General features: G+C 63.9%; 13 protein-coding genes. 9 read left to right on the top strand and 4 right to left on the bottom strand.

Annotated features, from left to right (window positions below):
* The first annotated feature begins 3 nt into the window (after positions 1-3).
* From THIVI_RS10205 to THIVI_RS10195, 3 genes are all read left to right on the top strand, one after another.
* Positions 4-612, top strand: coding sequence for a Uma2 family endonuclease (locus tag THIVI_RS10205; RefSeq protein WP_014778519.1), 609 nt, complete (start codon positions 4-6; stop codon positions 610-612).
* Between the two features lie 74 nt (positions 613-686).
* The gene (locus tag THIVI_RS10200; RefSeq protein WP_014778518.1) at positions 687-3,074 is read left to right on the top strand and encodes a phosphoketolase family protein; all 2,388 of its coding nucleotides are present in this window, start codon (positions 687-689) and stop codon (positions 3,072-3,074) included.
* A gap of 106 nt (positions 3,075-3,180) precedes the next feature.
* Complete coding sequence (locus tag THIVI_RS10195) at positions 3,181-5,676, top strand: glycogen/starch/alpha-glucan phosphorylase (protein ID WP_014778517.1); 2,496 nt, start codon at positions 3,181-3,183, stop codon at positions 5,674-5,676.
* 195 nt (positions 5,677-5,871) lie between these two features.
* Here the strand turns inward: THIVI_RS10195 and THIVI_RS10190 are convergent, their stop codons facing one another.
* Entirely contained in the window at positions 5,872-7,935 is a 2,064-nt protein-coding gene (locus THIVI_RS10190; protein ID WP_014778516.1) for a putative bifunctional diguanylate cyclase/phosphodiesterase, read from the bottom strand.
* 121 nt (positions 7,936-8,056) lie between these two features.
* A complete protein-coding gene (locus tag THIVI_RS22755; RefSeq protein WP_052315005.1) occupies positions 8,057-9,553 on the bottom strand; it encodes a sensor histidine kinase in 1,497 nt (498 codons plus the stop codon).
* A 92-nt stretch (positions 9,554-9,645) separates the two neighbouring features.
* On the opposite strand from THIVI_RS22755, the gene THIVI_RS10180 reads away from it, so the two are divergent.
* The 6 genes from THIVI_RS10180 (at position 9,646) to THIVI_RS10155 (ending at position 16,005) form a co-directional block, all read left to right on the top strand.
* Positions 9,646-9,846: a hypothetical protein gene (locus tag THIVI_RS10180; protein ID WP_014778514.1), complete on the top strand. Its 201-nt coding sequence runs from the start codon at positions 9,646-9,648 to the stop codon at positions 9,844-9,846.
* Positions 9,847-9,858: 12 nt separating this feature from the next.
* Positions 9,859-12,636, top strand: a complete 2,778-nt coding sequence (locus THIVI_RS10175; protein WP_014778513.1) for a sensor histidine kinase — start codon at positions 9,859-9,861, stop codon at positions 12,634-12,636.
* Complete coding sequence (locus THIVI_RS10170) at positions 12,633-13,007, top strand: response regulator transcription factor (RefSeq protein ID WP_014778512.1); 375 nt, start codon at positions 12,633-12,635, stop codon at positions 13,005-13,007. Before THIVI_RS10175 ends, THIVI_RS10170 begins: the two co-directional genes overlap by 4 nt.
* A gap of 50 nt (positions 13,008-13,057) precedes the next feature.
* Positions 13,058-14,518, top strand: coding sequence for a DUF294 nucleotidyltransferase-like domain-containing protein (locus tag THIVI_RS10165; RefSeq protein WP_014778511.1), 1,461 nt, complete (start codon positions 13,058-13,060; stop codon positions 14,516-14,518).
* A 72-nt stretch (positions 14,519-14,590) separates the two neighbouring features.
* On the top strand, positions 14,591-15,199 hold the full coding sequence (locus THIVI_RS10160; RefSeq protein ID WP_014778510.1) for a hypothetical protein: 609 nt from the start codon (positions 14,591-14,593) through the stop codon (positions 15,197-15,199).
* A 227-nt stretch (positions 15,200-15,426) separates the two neighbouring features.
* Positions 15,427-16,005, top strand: a complete 579-nt coding sequence (locus THIVI_RS10155; RefSeq protein ID WP_014778509.1) for an isochorismatase family protein — start codon at positions 15,427-15,429, stop codon at positions 16,003-16,005.
* On the opposite strand, the gene waaA is transcribed toward THIVI_RS10155, so the two are convergent.
* On the bottom strand, positions 15,998-17,332 hold the full coding sequence (gene waaA / locus THIVI_RS10150) for a lipid IV(A) 3-deoxy-D-manno-octulosonic acid transferase (protein WP_014778508.1): 1,335 nt from the start codon (positions 17,330-17,332) through the stop codon (positions 15,998-16,000). The two genes, THIVI_RS10155 and waaA, sit on opposite strands and share 8 nt — an antisense overlap.
* A complete protein-coding gene (locus THIVI_RS10145) occupies positions 17,332-18,966 on the bottom strand; it encodes a methyl-accepting chemotaxis protein (protein WP_014778507.1) in 1,635 nt (544 codons plus the stop codon). Before THIVI_RS10145 ends, waaA begins: the two co-directional genes overlap by 1 nt.
* Position 18,967: the final 1 nt, after the last annotated feature.

Here is an 18,967-nt window from a genome sequence, read left to right as displayed (position 1 = left end):
GCCATGCTGAATACCGCCGCATGCCAGACTATCAGCGTCCAGGATTATCTGGAAGGCGAGCAACGCACTCCCATCAAACATGAGTACATCGCTGGCCAGGTGTTCGCCATGGCCGGTGCCAGTGAATCGCATGTGACGGTCGCGGGAAACCTGTTCTCAATGCTCCGCGCCCATGTCCGTGGCAGCCCCTGCCGCGTCTATATCTCGGACATGAAGGTGCGGGTGGACACCGCCGACAGCTTCTTTTATCCGGATGTTTTTGTGACCTGCAACCCCGGCGACGCGGGCGAGCCGCTGATGAAGCGCAACCCGACCCTGATCGTCGAGGTGCTGTCGGAGTCCACCGCCGCCTATGATCGTGGCGCCAAATTCGCCCATTATCGGGAACTGCCCTCGCTCCGGGAATATGTTCTGATCGAACCCGAGCGCATGGCGGTGGATGTTTTCCGACGCAATGACGCTGGACAGTGGGTGCTCTATCCCTTCGGCGAGGGAGGGCGATTGGAACTGGCGTCCGTGGATTTTCGCTGTCCCATGGAGGCCATTTACGAGGATGTCGTCTTTCCGGAGACCGCGCCAACCCCGCAATCGCCGATGATCGAGGAAGGCTGAAAGCATCACATGAACGTCACCTGACGGATTTACTATCCTTATTCGATTGCACCGCCAACGACGAGGAGACCGCCATGACCGCCACTGCAACGCTACCGACCGCGACGCCACTGTCCCCGGAACAACTCGCTAAACTCGACGCCTACTGGCGCGCTTGCTGCTATCTGGCGGTGGGCATGATCTATCTGCGCGACAACCCGCTGCTCAAGGAGCCGCTGCAGGAGGCGCATCTGAAGAGCCGGCTGCTGGGTCATTGGGGCGCGAGTCCTGGTCTTTCCTTCATGTACGTGCATCTCAACCGGATCATCGATCAGCACCAACAGTCGGCGATCTTTCTCGCTGGCCCCGGCCACGGCGCGCCCGGCGTGCTCGCCCCGGTCTATCTGGAAGGCACCTATTCCGAGATCTATCCCAACAAGAGCGAGGACGAAGAGGGTATGAAAGCCTTCTTCAAACAGTTCTCCTTCCCCGGCGGCATCGGTTCGCATTGCACACCCGAAACCCCCGGCTCCATCCACGAGGGCGGCGAGCTGGGTTATTCCATCTCGCATGCCTTCGGCGCCGCCTTCGACAATCCCGACCTGCTGGTCGCGGTCGCGGTGGGCGATGGGGAGGCCGAAACCGGACCGCTCGCCACCTCCTGGCATTCGAGCAAATTCCTCAATCCGATCCGCGACGGCGCGGTGCTGCCGATCCTTCATCTCAACGGCTATAAGATCAACAATCCGACCCTGCTCTCGCGCATCCCCAACGCCGAACTGGCCGATCTCATGCGCGGCTACGGTTGGGTACCGCACTTCGTCGAGGGCGATGACCCCCTGACCATGCACCAAACGATGGCCGCGACCCTGGATGCCTGTCATGCCGAGATTCGCGCCTTCCAGCAACAGGCCCGCGCCAGCGGACAGGCGACCCGCTGTCATTGGCCGATGATCGTGCTGCGCACCCCCAAAGGCTGGACCGGACCGGCGGAGGTCGATGGCAAGAAGGTCGAAGGTTTCTGGCGCGCGCATCAGGTGCCGCTGTCCGGAATGCACAACAACCCGGCGCATCTCAAGCAGCTCGAAGACTGGATGCGGAGCTATCGACCAGAGGAACTCTTCGACGAGACGGGCCGATTGATCCCGGAACTCCGGGAACTCGCGCCCCAGGGCACCCTGAGGATGAGCGCCAGCCCCCACGCCAACGGCGGACTGTTGCGCAGGGCGCTGCGCCTGCCGGATTTTCGCGACTACGCCATCCCGGTCGACAAGCCCGGCACGATCCGCGCATTCAATACCAAGCCAACCGGCGCGTTGCTGCGCGACATCATGGCGAAAAACATGGACAACTTCCGGATTTTCGGCCCGGACGAGAACAGTTCCAACAAGCTTGACGATGTCTACGCGGTTAGCAAGAAGCTCTGGCTGTGCGACTACAAGCCCGAGGACGCCGACGGCGGCGAACTGTCGCCGGATGGCCGGGTGCTGGAAATGCTTTCCGAGCACACGCTCGAAGGTTGGTACGAGGGCTATGTCCTGACCGGCCGCCACGGCTTCTTCGCCACCTACGAAGCCTTTGTGCATGTGATCGACAGTATGTACAACCAGCATGCGAAATGGCTGGCGATCTGCGAGGACATCCCCTGGCGCGCCCGCATCTCCTCGCTGAATCTGCTGATCACGTCTACCGTCTGGCGGCAGGACCACAACGGTTTCACCCACCAGGATCCCGGTTTTCTCGACGTGGTGGTCAACAAGAACCCGGAGGTGACCCGCATCTATCTGCCCCCGGATGTGAACACATTGCTCTCGACGGTCAATCACTGCCTGAACAGCCGCGACGACATCAACGTCATCGTTTGCGACAAGCAGAATCATCTCCAGTACCTGGACATGGACGCCGCCATCAAGCACTGCACCAAGGGCATCGGCATCTGGGAGTGGGCGAGCAACGATCAGGGTAGCGAACCCGACGCGGTACTGGTCGGCTGCGGCGACATCCCCACCAAGGAAGCGCTGGCAGCCACCGCCCTGCTGCGCGAGCATTTCGAGGACATCCGGATTCGCTTCATCAACGTGGTGGATCTGTTCAAGCTCCAGCCCGCCGGCGAGCACCCGCACGGACTGACCGACGCCGACTTCGACAGCCTCTTCACCCGTGACAAGCCGGTCATCTTCAACTTCCACGGCTATCCCTGGCTGATCCACCGGCTCGCCTATCGGCGCACCAATCACAAGAATTTGCACGTGCGCGGTTACAAGGAAAAGGGCAATATCAACACCCCGCTGGAACTGGCGATCAGTAACGAGATCGACCGTTTCAGCCTGGCCATCGACGTCATCAACCGGGTGCCGCGCCTCCAGGTGGCCGGTGCGCATGTCAAGGAAAAGCTTAAGGACATGCAGATCGACTGCCGCAACTATGCCTATGAGCACGGGATCGACAAACCGGATGTCGATGACTGGATCTGGCCGTTTTAGATCGCGTCCAGCATGGCGTGCGTCGTTTCGAGCAAGCGGCTGGGTTGGTAAAATCCCCAGCCGCTGGAGCGGACGCAATTCCAGCGATTTATTACGAGACGTCACCATGACCAAGGCGCAACCCTCCGAACCTCTGTCTCCAGCTCGTGAACACACCCGCACAGGCATGTCCAAAACGGCCTTGAAACAGGCGTATATCGACAACCTCTTTTATATCCAGGGCCGTTTCCGGGAAGTGGCGACGCCGCACGACCTGTACATGGCCGCGGCCTTCACCGCGCGCGACCGCCTGCTGGCGCGCTGGGTCAAGTCCGCGCAGTTCTACAAGACCAGCCATGCGCGCACGGTCTGTTATTTGTCCGCCGAGTTTCTGTTGGGACCGCATCTGGCCAACAACCTGGTCAATCTCGGGATCGCCCAGGTCTCGCGCGAGGCCGGCGAGGAACTGGATCTGGACTTCGCCGCCATCCTGGAGGAAGAAGAGGAGCCGGGCCTGGGCAATGGTGGGCTCGGACGACTCGCGGCCTGTTTCATGGACTCGCTGTCCACCCTTGGCATCCCGGCCATCGGCTATGGCATCCGATACGAATTCGGCATCTTCGATCAGGCTATCGAGAACGGCTGGCAGGTGGAGAAGAGCGATACCTGGCTACGCAATGGCAACCCCTGGGAGATCCCGCGTCCGAAGATCTGTTTCCCGGTACGCTACGGCGGTCATACCGAGCAATACCGCAATCACGATGGACAGACCCGCACGCGCTGGGTGCCGGACATGGAGATCTGCGGGATGGCCTATGACACGCCGATCCTCGGGTACGGGGTCGGCAACGTCAATCTGCTGCGACTCTGGAAGGCCGAGGCATCGCAGTCCTTCGATTTTCAGGCGTTCAACGTCGGCGACTATTACGGCGCGGTGCATGCCAAGATCGAGGCGGAAACCATCTCCAAGGTGCTGTATCCGAACGACGAACCCGAGGCCGGCAAAGAGCTGCGGCTGAAGCAGCAATACTTTTTTGTCTCCTGCTCGATGCAGGACATGATCCGGCTACATCTGAACACGGTCGGCCCGCTGGAAACCTTTGCCGAGAAGTTTGCCGCCCAGCTCAACGACACCCATCCCGCGCTCGCCGTCGCCGAACTCATGCGGCTGTTCATGGACGACCATGACATGACCTGGGAGCAGGCATGGGACATCACCCGCCGCACCTTCTGCTACACCAACCACACCCTGCTGCCCGAGGCGCTGGAGACCTGGTCGGTCAGTCTGTTCGAGCGACTGCTGCCCCGTCACCTGGAGATCGTCTACGAGATCAATCGCCGCTTCCTCGACGAGGTGCGCGTGTATTTTATCCGCGACGAGGAACGGGTCGCGCGCATGTCGCTGATCGCCGAGGGCGACGATCGCCGCATTCGCATGGCCAACCTGGCGGTGGTCGGCAGTCACGCGGTCAACGGCGTGGCGGCGCTGCATTCGGAACTGATCAAGACGACCATCCTCAAGGATTTCCACGACCTCTGGCCGGAGAAATTTCACAATGTCACCAATGGGGTCACGCAGCGGCGCTTCGTGGTGGTCAGCAACCCGCGCCTATCCGATCTGATCACCGAGATCTGCGGCAGCGACCGCTGGATCCGGAACCTGAGCTGTTTGCGCGATCTCGAACGTCATGCCGACGACCCCGACCTGCAAGCGCGCTGGCGCCGGGTCAAGATCGCCGCCAAACGGGATCTGGCCGCCTGGCTGGGACGCAACGCCGGGGGCGTGCTGGATCCCCAGGCCCTATTCGACGTACAGGCCAAGCGGCTGCACGAGTACAAACGCCAGCACCTCAATCTCCTGCACATCGTCCGCTTCTATCAGCGCATCAAACTCAACCCGAATCAGGATTTCGTCCCGCGCGCCTTCATCTTCGGCGGCAAGGCCGCGCCCGGCTATTACCTGGCCAAGCTGATCATCAAGCTCATCAACTCGGTCGCCGAGGTCGTCAATCACGACCCCCAGGTCAACGGCTTCATCCGGGTCGCTTTCCTGCCCGATTTCAACGTCAAGAACGGGCAGCGTCTCTATCCGGCCGCCGATCTCTCCGAACAGATCTCGCTCGCGGGCAAGGAGGCATCGGGCACCGGCAACATGAAATTCTCGATGAATGGCGCGCTCACCATCGGCACCCTGGATGGCGCCAATGTCGAGATTCGCGAGGAAGTCGGCGCGGACAATTTCTTTCTCTTCGGCATGACCGCCGAGGAGGTTCGACAGAAGCAGAGCGAGGGTTATCGGCCCTGGGACTACTACCATGGCGATCACGAACTCAAATCGGATATCGACCTGATCAATTCCGGGCTCTTTTCCCACGGCGACACCAATCTCTTTCGTCCGCTCACCGACCATCTGATCAACCATGATCCCTTCATGGTGCTGGCCGATTATCGCGCCTATCTGGAGTGTCAGGATCGGGTCAGCGAGGCCTGGCGCAATCCGTCGAATTGGGATCGGATGTCGATTCTGAATGTCGCGCGGATGGGTAAATTTTCATCGGACCGGGCCATCCAGGAATACGCCGACAACATCTGGAACATCAAGCCGGAACCGGTCGATCTTTGATCCTGTTGATTCAGTGCCGGTCAAGCGAAACTCCTTCGGAAGCCGAACGGCCTGACTGCCTCCGGATTTGAAAATGCGTGCGGTATCCATTTCGATGCTCCTCGGGCGACGATAATCATCGTTTGGAAGAAAGTAGCCTTCCCGTGTCGCGGCTCGCCTGGATCGCCAACCGGATGCCGACAACCGACAATTCACTCAATCCCGTCGAAAACACATTGGAAAGCTCAATGCCTCAGCAGGCAAGGGACGGCTGTAAAGATAGCCTTGAGCGAGATTGCAGCCTTCCCGCAACAGGAATTCGGCCTGATGCGCCTCCTCCACCCCCTCGGCGACGGTCTCCAGCCCGAGACTGCGCGCCAGGGCGATGATGGCGCGCACAATGGCCTCGTCATTGCCGTCGCGGCCGATGTCGCGCACGAAGGACTGGTCGATCTTGAGCCGGTCCAGCGGCAGGAGTTTGAGGTAAGCCAGATTGGAATAACCGGTGCCGAAGTCATCCACCGCCAGTTCCACGCCGAGTGATTTGATCGCATTCAGGGCGGCGCGATTCGTTTCGGGCACGCCCATCAGCATGGATTCGGTGACTTCCAGTTCCAGTCGATGCTCGCCCAGCCCGGCCTCGCGTAGCGCGCTGGCCACCAACTCCGTCAGACCCGCGTCGTCGATCTGCTTGACGGAGAGGTTTACGCCCATGCGCGGCACCGCGAAGCCTTGCGCGTCCCAGTCGGCGAGCTGGCGGCAGGCGGCGCGCAACACCCAGGCGCCGATATCGCCGATGATGCCAATCTCTTCCGCCAGGGGGATAAAGCGCCCCGGCGGAACCAGACCCAGTTCGGGATGGTTCCAGCGCACCAGTGCCTCGAAACCCATGAGACGCCCGCTGGCCAGCGCGATCTGGGGCTGATAATGCAGCACCAGTTCGCCGCGGCCGACCGCGCCGCGCAGGACGTTTTCCATCACCAGGCGCTCGAAGGCGCCATCGGTGAGCGCTTGGGTGAAAAACTGGAAATTGTTGCGGCCCCGCTGCTTGGCCTCGTACATGGCCCGGTCGGCATGCCGGATGAGGGTGTCGGCGTCCTCGCCGTCGGTGGGATAGAGACTGATCCCCAGGCTCGCGGTGACGGTCAGTTCGTGTCCCGAGACGCGCATGGAACTGGCCAGACACTCCAGCAGCTTGCGCGCCACGGTGGCCGCCCGCTGGGCGCTGTCGGCATCCTCCAGAAGCAGCACGAACTCGTCCCCGCCGAGCCGCGCCAGCGTGTCGTCTGCGCGGATCGCCTCGCTCATGCGGCGGCTGACCTGTAGCAGCAGTTCGTCGCCGACCGGATGGCCCAGGGTGTCGTTGACGGTCTTGAAGCGATCCAGGTCGATGAACAGGACCGCCAGGGTTCGGGTCTCGCGGCGGGCGTGGGCCAGCGCATGGACCAGACGGTCGCGGAACAGGGTGCGGTTGGGCAGATGCGTGAGCGCGTCGTGGTAGGCCAGAAAATCGATCTGTTTCTGCGCCTCCTTGAGGTGCGTGATGTCGCTGAACACCCCGACATAGTGGGTCACCCGTCCCTGGTCGTCCGGGACCGCGCTGATCGTGAGCCACTCCGGGTACACCTCGCCGGATTTGCGCCGGTTCCAGATCTCGCCGCGCCAGTGGCCCGTTTCCAGCAAGGTCGCCCACAGATTGCGATAAAAGGCCGCGTCATGGCGCGCGGATTTCAGAAAGCGGGGGTTGCGTCCCAGTGCCTCCTCCGCGCGATAGCCGGTGATGGTCTCGAAGGCGGCATTGACCGAAACGAGATTGCCCGCGGCATCCGTCACCTTGATCCCCTCGGCGGTGTTCTGGAACACCCGCTCGGCCAGTCGCAACTGTTCCTGATCCCGATCATGCACGTCGCGCAGTCGTTTTTCCTCCAGCACCCGGCGTACCGCCTCGCCCAGACGGGCCGGGCGATCCTTCATCACATAGTCGTTGGCACCCAGGCGCAATGCCTCGACGGCCGCCTCCTCGCCGATTCCGCCCGAGACGATGATGAAGGGAATGTTCAGGCCCCGCTCCCGCAGCAGTGCCAGCGCGCGCTGGCCGCTGAAACGGGGAAGGTGCCAGTCGCATAGGATCAGATCCGGACCTTGCTCCAGCCCGAGGAGGTAATTTTCCTGGTTCTGCGCGCGCGTCCATTGCGGATCGAACCCCTCCTCCTGAAGACGCAGGGCCATTAGCTCGGCATCCAGGGGAAGATCCTCGACGATCAGAACGCGCAGTGGCATGGCAGAGATCCAGGGTCGGCCAACGGGAGACAGGCGAATTCGTTCATCGTCAAACGCGCCAACGAAAACATTTGCGGGTGCGGGCCAAGGCGCAAACGACGCATATCATCGCTGGCGCGCTTTAATTGTACGGATCTTCCTCGCACGCGGCGAGGCTGACGCTGAAACGGCTTCCCTGTCCGGGGACGGATTCCAACCCGATCTCGCCGCCCATCCGATGTGCCGCCTTGGTCACGATCGCCAGCCCGATGCCGGTGCCGGGATAGTCTTCCTGACTATGCAGACGCTGGAAAACCTGAAAAATTTTTTCTGTGTCGTCCGGATCGATGCCGATCCCATTATCGCTCACGCCGATCACCACCCGGTCGTCCTGGCGCCGCGCCTCCAGCACGATGCGGGGAACGCCCTCCCGACACCGGTACAGGAGCGCGTTGTCGACGAGATTGTTCAGGATCTGCCCGATCAGGGTGGCATCCCCGAGCGGAGTCGCCAGCGGTTCGCGGATCTCCAGGATGGCGCCGGCCGCGGCGATGCGCTCGCCGAAGGTCGAGTGCAGACTCGCTAAGATCGGCCCCAGCGCCACCGGCTGGGCACGCACCGCGCCCTGTCCGGTGTGCGAATAGTCCAGCAGATCCTCGATCAGGGTCTCCATCCGCTGCCCGGCCTCGACCACGTTATCGAGATAATGCCGACTCTCCTCGTCCAGGCGCTCGCGCTCGCGGCGGGCCAGGATCCGGGCGAAGCCGTTGATCGCCCGCAGGGGCGCGCGCAGGTCATGGGAGACCGAATAGGAGAAGGAGGCCAGATCGCGATTGGCCGACTCCAGCTCGGCGGTCCGTTCCGCCACGCGCCGTTCCAGCACTTCGTTGAGCGCGCGATAGCGTGCCTCGCTCTCGCTCAACGCCCAGCGTGCCACCCGCTCGTCCTTGATCAGGCGCTGTAAGTGGCGCTTGGCGGTTTCGGCCTGGGCCAGCAGACGCATGGTCTCCGCTTGGGCGGTTCGCAGGCTGGTCTCGGCCTGGCTTTTGCGCAGATTCCCCGCCATCAGCACGATCAGCAGCAGGGTGGCGAGGGGATAGATCGCCAGCACCGGCAGGCCGATCCGCGCGAGCACCTCCAGCGCCATGGGCAGCGGCAGGATCAGCATGAGAAGCAGCATCGCCACATGTACGACCAGACCGAAGACATAGGCTTCGCGCAGCGACAGCTCGGCGAGCGAGAGACGACGCCGCATTAGCCACCGGCGCCAGCCCAGACCGATGAGGCCGGAGGCCAGAATGACCGCGATGCCGACCCCCGCGCCAACACCGCCCTGGACGAGACGAAAACCGCCCGTCATGGTCATGGCCACCAGCGTCGGCACGCCCCCGAAAAACAGGCCGGAGGTCGCCAGCAGGATCGAGCGGGTATCGAAAAACAAGCCCGGCAGGAGTTCCCAGCGCGTCAGCATGACCGCCATGCCGATGGCACCAAGCAGCACGCCGACCAGAATCCGGATGGACAGGCCGGATCGTTCCCAGCCCTGGCGCGCCAGCATCTCGAACATCAGCACCATGGACAGCAGGAGTGCCGCGTTATGGATCAGCGCGAGCAGGCCCGCGTCAGTCACGACGGTCACCCGCCTGCGTCTCGCCAACCAATAGCATCCTCAAGTCGCTCCTGCTACATTCCGAAAATCGCTCACAAACCGCTCGCCTGTCGCGCACCGCCATGATCCGCGCCACCCTGGTTCGACAACGTCTGCTGACCCTGTTCCTCGCCGGGCTGCTGCTGTTTTTTTCGCCCCTGGTTCCGCGGTTCGAGACGCTGGGCCGGTGGCAGGGGGTACCTCTGCTGCCGATCTATCTCTTCGCGGCCTGGGCCGCGATCATCGCCCTGGCCGCCTGGATTCTGTCTCGGAGCCGGGACTGAGCGACGCGCGGCATGACCGGTCCGCTCATCGTCGGCGCCTCTTTCGCCTACCTCGGACTGCTATTCGCGATCGCCTACTGGGCGGACCGCCGCGCCGACCGGGGCCGGCCCGTCATTGCGCGTCCGACCGTCTATGCGCTCTCGCTCGCCGTCTATTGTACTGCCTGGACTTTCTACGGCAGCGTCGGACGCGCCGCCGACAGCGGCCTTGGTTTCCTGCCGATCTATCTCGGTCCGACCCTGATCGCCCTGCTTTGGGGTTCGTTGCTGCTGAAGATGGTCCGGGTCAGCAAGTCCGAGCGCATCACCTCGATCGCGGACTTCATCGCCTCGCGCTATGGCAAGAGCCAGGCGCTGGCCGGGCTGGTCACCGTCATCGCGGTCATCGGCGTTGTGCCTTATATCGCGTTGCAACTCAAGGCCATCGCCTGGAGCTTTACCATCCTGCAGCACTATCCCGAGGTGCGGATGCCGGATCATACCGCCTTGCCGCTCTGGCGCGACACCGCCTTCGTCGTCGCCCTGCTGCTCGCGGCCTTCACCATCCTCTTCGGTACCCGCCAACTGGACGCGAGCGAGCGGCACGAGGGAATGGTCGCCGCGATCGCCTTCGAGTCCATCGTCAAGCTCGTCGCCTTCCTGGCGGTCGGGCTGTTCGTCACCCTCGGTTTCCTGGGTCTGGGCGGCCCCGAATTGCCAAACATCGAGGATAACGAACCTCTCGCAGCCCTGCTCAAACCTCTTCTGGAACCCAGTCTCGCGCCTTTCCAGGACTGGTTCGCCATCTCGCTGCTGGCCGGTCTGGCGGTCATGTTGTTGCCCCGGCAATTTCAGGTCGCGGTGGTGGAGATCAGCGACGAGCGCCATCTGCGCCGCGCCATCTGGCTGTTTCCGCTCTATCTGCTGCTGATCAATCTGTTCGTGATCCCGATCGCCATCGCCGGTCTGACGACCTTCCCGGATGGCCGGGTCGACGCCGATACCTTCATGCTCACCCTGCCGATCGCCTTCGCGCAACCCTGGCTGGCCCTGCTGGTCTTTCTCGGCGGTTTGTCGGCCGCGACCGGGATGGTGATCGTGGAGACCATCGCGCTCTCGACCATGGTCAGCAACGATCTGGTGCTGCCCGCCCTGATGCGCCACTGGCGCCGGCAGCCGCCCGCCGCCGACCTGGGCCGGCTGTTGCTCGACATCCGCCGCGGCGCCATCGTCCTGATCCTGCTGCTCGGCTATCTCTACTATCACTTTGCCGGCGAAGCCTACGCGCTGGTCAGCATCGGGCTGATCAGCTTCGTCGCCGTCGCTCAATTCGCGCCCGCCGTGATCGGCGGACTCTACTGGCGCGGCGGTACCCGCGAGGGCGCGCTGGCCGGACTCCTGGCCGGCTTCCTGGTCTGGATCTATACCCTGCTGCTGCCCTCGTTCGCCCGCTCCGACTGGCTTCCGCCGGCCTTCATGGACTCCGGGCCGGGCGGCATGGATCTGCTGGCGCCGCTCGCCCTGTTCGGACTGGTCGGCTGGAACGAGATCACCCACGGCCTGTTCTGGAGCCTGACCGCCAATCTCGGCGTCTTCCTGCTAGTCTCCTCGCTGCGCGAGCCGAACGCCGTCGAGACCACCCAGGCGCGCATCTTCGTCGATGCCCTGCGTCAACGCCATCCCACCAGTTTGCCGCTCTGGCGTGGCCGTGCCGAGATCGCCGAGTTGATGGCGCTGACCGAACGCTTCCTCGGGGTCGCGCGCACCCGCGATGCCTTCGCCCGCCATGCCCGCGCGCGCGGGATCGCCGACCCCGCTCGCCTGCCGGCGGATGCCGAAACGGTCGCGTTCGCCGAGACCCTGCTGTCTGGTGCCATCGGCGGCGCCTCCGCGCGGGTGATGGTCGCCTCGGTCACCGAGGAGGAGGCCCTGGGTCTGGACGAGGTGCTCGATATTCTCGACGAAGCCTCCCAGATCCGCGCCTACAGCCACGAGCTGGAGCAGAAGTCGCAGGCCCTTGAAGCGGCCACCGCTGATCTGCGGGCGGCCAATCTGAGTCTGACCGAACTGGATCGGATGAAGGACGATTTCATCTCGTCGGTCACCCATGAACTGCGTACCCCGCTGGCCTCCATCCGCGCCTTTTCGGAGATCCTGTTCGACGATCCGAGGCTCGATCTGGCGCAGCGCAAGCGGTTTCTCGGCATCCTGGTCAGCGAGACCGAGCGTCTGTCGCGCCTGGTCAATCAGGTGCTGGATCTGGCCAAGATCGAATCCGGTCATGCCGACTGGCGCACCGAGGCGGTCACGCTCCAGGAGGTCATCGAACAGGCGGTCACGGCCACCGGGCAACTCGTCGAGGATCGCGGCATTCAGGTGCGACTCGACCTGCCCGCGCAACCGGCGCTCGTCTGGGGCGATCGCGACCGCCTGATCCAGGTGCTGGTGAATCTGCTATCGAACGCCGCCAAGTTCGCCCCCGCGGGGAGCGGGCGGCTGGAGGTCCGGCTGTCCCAGTCGACCGGGCGCGGAACCGATCCGGGCGATCCGACGTGGCGGGTCTGCGTGAGCGACAATGGACCGGGGATCCCGCCGGACGAACTGGAGCTGGTTTTCGAGAAATTCCGCCAGGCGACGATCGATGGCGCCAAACCCCTGGGCACCGGGCTGGGATTGCCCATCAGCCGCCAGATCGTCGAGAATCTGGGCGGACACATCTGGGCTGAAAACGCGCCCCAAAAAGGTGCTAACCTCTGCTTCGAGCTTCCCGCCCATCCCGTGGATTCTTTCGACCATAAGGCACCCTTATGAGCAAGCGCATTCTGATCGTCGACGACGAGCCCAACATCGTCATTTCACTCGAATTCCTGATGATGCGCGAGGGCCACGAGGTGCGCGTGGCGCGCGATGGCGAGGCCGGTCTGGCGGCGGTCCGCACCCATCGACCGGACCTGGTCGTGCTCGATGTCATGATGCCCAAGCTCGACGGCTTCGCGGTGCTGGAGGCGGTGCGCTCGGATCCGACCCTCGCCGGAACCCGCATCCTGATGTTGACCGCCAAGGGGCGCGAGGCCGAGCAGAACAAGGGCCTCGCGCTTGGTGCCGATGCTTACATGCCCAAACCCTTTTCGACCAAGGCGCTGGTGGAGAAGGTCAAGGAACTGCTCGCGAGCACCGATTAACCCCCGTTTTCATGTCGATTCGCGGCAAGCAAGAGACGAGCGGAGTGCCCATGATGACCGAGAGCGAGCGCGAAACCCAACCCAACGCGAGCGGACCCGATGACGCCTCCCTGCGGGCATTGGCGCACAACCAACCGCTGGTCGTCACGCCCGCGACCACCCTGCGCGAAACGCTCTATCGGATCAGTCAGGGCCGGGAGGACGCGGCCGTCATCGTCGATGACGCGACCGGACTGCCGCTGGGGCTCGTCACCCTGCGCGAAATGCTGCATGTCATCAGCTTCGAGGGCGGCGACCTGGAGGATCCGGTCGCGGTGCACATGGTCGGCGCGCCGCTGACCCTGGCCGCCGATGCGCCCAGCCATCGCGCCAAGGTCATGATGGCCAAGCAGGGTGTCGGCCATCTGCTGCTGACCGAGTCGGATGGCCGTCTGTTCGGCCTGATCAGCCCGGCGGACCTGCTGGGTCTGCGTGCCGGCGGCGCGGAGGCGCTGATCGCCGAGATCGGCGCCGCCCGCGATCTGGACGCCATGACGGTCGCGGCGGATCGGGTGCGCCGGCGCGGCGCCGAACTCTTCCACGCGGGGATGGGCGTCGAGTCGCTCTGTCAGTGGATGTCGGGGCTCAACGATCTGATCGGCATGCGCATTGTCGAACTCATCGAGGATGAGTTCGAGCTGCCGCCCGTCCCCTGGTGCTGGCTGGTCTTCGGCTCCGAGGGACGCCTGGAGCAGACCTTCGCCACCGATCAGGACAACGGTCTGCTGTTCGTCCCGCCGGATCCGGAGAGCACGGAAGCGCTGCGCGAGGCCTTCCTGCCCTTTGCCCAGGCGGTCAATCGGGCCTTGCATCATTGCGGTTTCGAGCGCTGTCGGGGCGACATCATGGCCGGCAATCCCAACTGGTGCCTGAGCGCGGCGGAATGGCAGCAACGCTTCGCCGACTGGTTGTGGACGCCGGACCCCGAGGCACTGCTGCACAGCACCATCTTCTTCGATTTCCGCCCGCTCTACGGCAGCAGCGAGCCGGTGGACCGGCTGCGCGCCTGGCTGATCGCCGAGGCCCCGAGTCACGGCCGTTTCTTTCACGCGCTCGCCGAACTGGCGCTCGGCGCCGCGCCGCCGCTCGGCTGGGCCGGTCAGTTCACCTTCGACCGCAATCGCGACTTCCCCCATACCATCGACCTCAAACTGCAGGGCGCCCGTTATTTCATGGATGCCGCCCGACTCTGGTCGCTCAAACACGGCATCTGGGCCACCAGCACCGCCGAGCGGCTGCGCGCGGCCGGCGAGGCGCGCGGACGCCGCCGCGAAGACACCGCGGCCGAGGTCGAGGCCTTCCATCTGATCCAGCGCTTTCGTATCAACCAGCAGCTCCAGAGCAAGGATCCCGACGCGGTCAATCGCGTCGATCCGGACGATCTCAACGAACTGCATCGGCTGATGCTCAAGGAAGCCTTCCGGCAGGCGCGCAAACTTCAGACCCGGTTGCGTCAGGAGTTCGGACTCTGATCCCACTGGACCCGGCTCCACGGCCCGATCGCCGAGTCCACGATTTCTCAAGCAACCGAAGGTAGCAAGACCATGATGACAGGCAGACACACCCTTCTCGCCTTAGCCGCCGCGCTGACTCTCAGCGGCGCGGTCCGTGCCGATGACGTCACCGACCAACTGGAGAGCGCGACCAAAGCCTATGAATCCGGCGAGCTGCGCACGGCGGTGGAGACGCTCAATTTCGCGATCGCCAAGATTCAGGAACAGATGACGGTCGGTCTTCTGAAGTTGCTGCCCGAGCCGCTGGCCGGCTGGCAGGCCGATAGTGGCGAATCCCAGTCCGGCGGGATGGCGGCGATGATTACCGGAACCACCCTGAGCCGGCGCTATTTCCGGGAGGATGGCGCGGAGGTCACCCTGAGTCTGATGGCGGACTCGCCCATGATGCCGATGCTGACCATGGCGATGTCCATGCCCTTCGTGATGCAGGCGAACCAGGACATGAAAACCTATTCGCTCAAGGGTAATCGCGGCATGCTCGAACATGCCGCCGACAGCGACGCCTACGAGATCACCGTCATGGTCGGCAACCGTCTCGTGATCCAGGGCAAGGGCAGCGGGCTTCAGGATCCCAAGGCGGTCGAGCAGTATCTGGAGACGCTGGATCTGGACGCCATCCAGAAGGCGCTCACCAACTGAAGACAGGTTTTCGACCTCCCGGTCGAAAGCCTGTCTTCGGGATTGTTAGGGTCATGTACCAGACTCCAACTCCGCGGGTTCGACACCCGCAGCCGCCAAGTAACCGATTGAGACGTTCCAACTCCTCGCGCGATTTGAGGAATCCTTGATCCTGTTAGGGGGAATAGCGCAAACTCCAACGACCCCATGCGGGACATCTAAAAATAACGTATCCGAGGACTTTCCCAATGAGCACCCATCAGGCCCAGATGCCGCTGTGTCAGCGGACCTTGTCGCAACTCTTGATCATCGACGCCCAGGAGCGGCTCGCCGCCGCCATGCCCCAGGATGAGCTGGATCTGGTCGTCGACAATATCAACCGGCTGGTGACCGCGGCCAAGATCCTCGGGATCCCGGTCATCGCCACCCAGCACAACTCCAAGGGGCTCGGCCCTGTCATCGAGGCGATTGGCGTCAACATGCCGGAGGCGGCCGTACCGACCGAGAAGACCGCTTTTTCCTGCTGCACCGCGCCCGGTTTCGAGCGCAATATCTCCGCGCATCCGGAGCGCCGGCAATTGATTGTCGTCGGTATGGAGGCTCATATCTGCATCGCGCAGACCGTCTCCGGCCTACAGCGCTGGGGGTATCAGGTCTTCGTACCCGCCGATGGCATCATCTCGCGCAAGCCGTCCTATAAGGCAAACGTGCTCGAACGCATGCGCGCTTGCGGCATTCAGGTCGTCTGTACCGAATCGGTCGGTTTCGAGTGGATCGGCGATTCGACCGACGCGCAGTTCCGCGAGGTCTGGTCGCTCTTCAAATAATCGCTTGAGGGGGATCGCCAGAATCTGGGGATTTCCCGACCACCCCCTCGATCAGGTCGATCAGTCGCACCAGCGCGCCCCGGTTGCGCGCTATCACACGTTGGCCCCGCGCGCCGATGTTCGCCCGCCGTTCCGCATCCGTCAGCCATTCGATCAGGAGATCGGCCAGGGCATCCGCGCTCTCGATCCGCGCGGCCGCGCCCTCGCGCACCAGCAGATCCATGATCGCCGCGAAGTTGAAGGTGTGCGGCCCGGTCGCCACCGGCACACCCGCGGCGGCGGCCTCCAGCGGGTTGTGACCGCCAGTCGGCACCAGACTGCCGCCAATAAAGGCCGCATCTCCGGCGGCCAGAAAGATCGGCAACTCGCCCATGGTGTCGCCGAGAAACACGGCGGTTTCGTCCCGACAGGCGTCATGACGGCTGCGCCGGACCAGGGACAGTCCGTGCCGCTCGACCAGCGCGGCGACGTGCTCGAAACGCTCGGGGTGACGCGGCACCAGCACCAGGAGCGCGTTCGGAATCCGCTCCAGCACGCGCCGATGCGCCTCCAGCAACGGCCCGTCCTCGCCCTCGTGGGTGCTGGCCGCGACCCAGACCGGACGGCGTTCGCACCACAGCCGACGCATTTCCCGCGCCCGCGCGGGCAGATCGGCGGGCTGGCTCAGATCGAACTTGATGCTACCCATGACGCGCACCCGTCGCGGATTGGCTCCGAGTGCGATGAAGCGTTGCGCGTCCGCGTCTGCCTGGGCTGCGATCAACGCGAAGCGCTCCAGGGTCGCACGGGTCAGACCGGCGAGCCGGGCGTAGCCGCGCGCCGAGCGTTCCGACAGACGGGCGTTCGCCAGCACCACCGGAATCCCCCGACGCGCGCAGAGGTTCAGGGTGTTGGGCCAGATTTCGGTCTCCATGACGATCGCCAGTCGTGGTCGTATCCGATCGAGAAAGCGTTCCAGGATGCCGGGTAGGTCGAAGGGCGTATAGCGATGCGAAACGGCGTCCCCGAACAGCGCGCGCAGACGTGCCGCCCCGGTCGGAGTGGTGGTTGTGACCAGAATCCGGCGGGAGGGGGCGCGTTCGAGCAGAGACCGGATCAGCGGCTCGGCGGCCTGGACCTCGCCGACCGAGACGGCATGAATCCAGATTCCGGCGCGCGGTGCGGGGGCACCCCAGGCCAGCCGCTCGCCGACGCGATGCCGGTAGGCAGGCACGCGCAGACCGCGCCAGTAAAGCCGCGCCAGCGCCAGCGGAAGCGCCAGGCGTAACAGCAGGGTGTAGAGGATGAGTGCCGCGGTTGGAGACGGGCGGACGAAGCGCGACACCATCACTCGTTCAACCGGTCCAACAGAACCTGCAACCGGGCCGATGCCTCAACCATTGCATGGTAATAGCGTTCCGCTTCTTCCCGTTGTCCGGCCAGATGGGCCTGAGCCGCCTGCTTGCTGAGAACGTGCACCCGTTGGTGATGTGAGTCGATCTCCACGAACGCTGGATGCCCCTGGAAACGTTCCAGGCCGGCGCTGGCATACCAGATGCCGAAGGCGCAGGTGCGATGCGTGGGCAGCGCCTGAACATCCAGGTGACCGGTTCCGCGAAGATGCTGCTTGATCGCGCGGACAAAAACCAAATGCGCGATCTTGGCCCTGTGCAGGACGGCACTCAGATTCTCGTCATGATGGAATTGCCCCAGCGACGCCTGCAATTCCTTGAAGATATCCATCATCTGACCAGCCGTCGCCTCGGTGCGTCTGGACTGGTCCAGCGAAACCTGGGTCAGTTCGCTGATCCGCTGAAGATTACTGGTGACCTCGTTGTTGGTCGCGGCCAGCTCCTCGGCGGCGGTCGCGATCTGCTCGATCTCCAGGGACACCGCGCCGGCACTCTCCAGAATCGCTTTCAGCGCGTCGCCCGAGCGGGCGGCCTCGGCGGAGCCCTGTTCCGCCTCGCTCACCCCCTGATGCATGGACGCGACCGCCCGACTCGTGTCCTGCTGAGTCGCCTGGATCATCTCGCCGATCTCGCGGGTCGCGCGGTTGGTGCGTTCCGCCAGTGCGCGCACCTCGTCGGCCACCACCGCGAAGCCGCGTCCCTGCTCGCCCGCGCGCGCGGCTTCGATCGCCGCATTGAGGGCCAGCAGGTTGGTCTGGTTGGCGATCGCCTGGATGGCCCCGACGATGGCGCCGATCTGATCGGAACGCGCCCCGAGATCGCGCACCGTCTCGGCGGACTCCTGGACCATCCTGGCGATGGCATGCATGGTGCCGATCGTGCGCTGCACCACGTCGGCCCCTTGGGAAGCGATCCGGCTGGCCTCGCGGGAGCATTCGACCGCATGACTGCAACTCTGGGCGATGCTCTCGGTGGTCGCCGTCATCTCCTCGCTGGCGGCGGCCACGGCCGCGATCTGATCGGCGGATTGCGCCACCCGCGCCTGCGTCTCTTCCGAGTCGTTCTCCAGGTGAAAAGCGGCGCTCACGGCATCGGAGCTGTGATGGTGGATACGCGCGATCACTGGCTGGAGGCTGTCGGTGACGTCACGGAAGGCTTGCGCCACGCGCCCGAACTCATGACGATCCCGAACCGGGAGGCGGCGCTTCAGTTCGCCATCGCTCGCGGCAAGCGCCGTCATCAACTCATCGAGCGGTCGGGCGATGGAGCGCGCGATGGCCAGCAGGATCAGGGTCAGGAGCGCCACGTAGATCGGCATGACCGTGTTCACCGTGCTCGCCAGACGCGCGTATCGGCGCATAGCGTCGTTCGGCGTCTCGCCAGGGTGACGCCCGTCGGCGAGGGGCTGGGCGGAAACCGGCGCCCCGGTATCCTGGTCGGAGAGCGGCATCCGTTCAAATTCGTTGAGCGACAGCATCAGCAGGGCATACAGGGCCAGACTGAACAGCATGGTGATGCCGCACATTAGATAAAGACGCTGCGAGACGTTCAGAGAGGCGAAAGGATTCATG

This window comes from Thiocystis violascens DSM 198, assembly GCF_000227745.2.
Lineage (GTDB): Bacteria > Pseudomonadota > Gammaproteobacteria > Chromatiales > Chromatiaceae > Chromatium > Chromatium violascens.
Note: the sequence above shows the minus strand (reverse complement) of the source record. Positions and strands in the feature narration are given on the sequence as shown.

Excerpts from the sequence above, each read along its gene's own strand:
- THIVI_RS10205 (WP_014778519.1), top strand. The coding sequence starts at position 4 with ATGCTGAATACCGCCGCATGCCAGACTATCAGCGTCCAGGATTATCTG.
- THIVI_RS10200 (WP_014778518.1), top strand. The coding sequence starts at position 687 with ATGACCGCCACTGCAACGCTACCGACCGCGACGCCACTGTCCCCGGAA.
- THIVI_RS10195 (WP_014778517.1), top strand. The coding sequence starts at position 3,181 with ATGACCAAGGCGCAACCCTCCGAACCTCTGTCTCCAGCTCGTGAACAC.
- THIVI_RS10190 (WP_014778516.1), bottom strand. The coding sequence starts at position 7,935 with ATGCCACTGCGCGTTCTGATCGTCGAGGATCTTCCCCTGGATGCCGAG.
- THIVI_RS10180 (WP_014778514.1), top strand. The coding sequence starts at position 9,646 with ATGATCCGCGCCACCCTGGTTCGACAACGTCTGCTGACCCTGTTCCTC.
- THIVI_RS10175 (WP_014778513.1), top strand. The coding sequence starts at position 9,859 with ATGACCGGTCCGCTCATCGTCGGCGCCTCTTTCGCCTACCTCGGACTG.
- THIVI_RS10170 (WP_014778512.1), top strand. The coding sequence starts at position 12,633 with ATGAGCAAGCGCATTCTGATCGTCGACGACGAGCCCAACATCGTCATT.
- THIVI_RS10165 (WP_014778511.1), top strand. The coding sequence starts at position 13,058 with ATGATGACCGAGAGCGAGCGCGAAACCCAACCCAACGCGAGCGGACCC.
- THIVI_RS10160 (WP_014778510.1), top strand. The coding sequence starts at position 14,591 with ATGATGACAGGCAGACACACCCTTCTCGCCTTAGCCGCCGCGCTGACT.
- THIVI_RS10155 (WP_014778509.1), top strand. The coding sequence starts at position 15,427 with ATGAGCACCCATCAGGCCCAGATGCCGCTGTGTCAGCGGACCTTGTCG.
- waaA (WP_014778508.1), bottom strand. The coding sequence starts at position 17,332 with ATGGTGTCGCGCTTCGTCCGCCCGTCTCCAACCGCGGCACTCATCCTC.
- THIVI_RS10145 (WP_014778507.1), bottom strand. The coding sequence starts at position 18,966 with ATGAATCCTTTCGCCTCTCTGAACGTCTCGCAGCGTCTTTATCTAATG.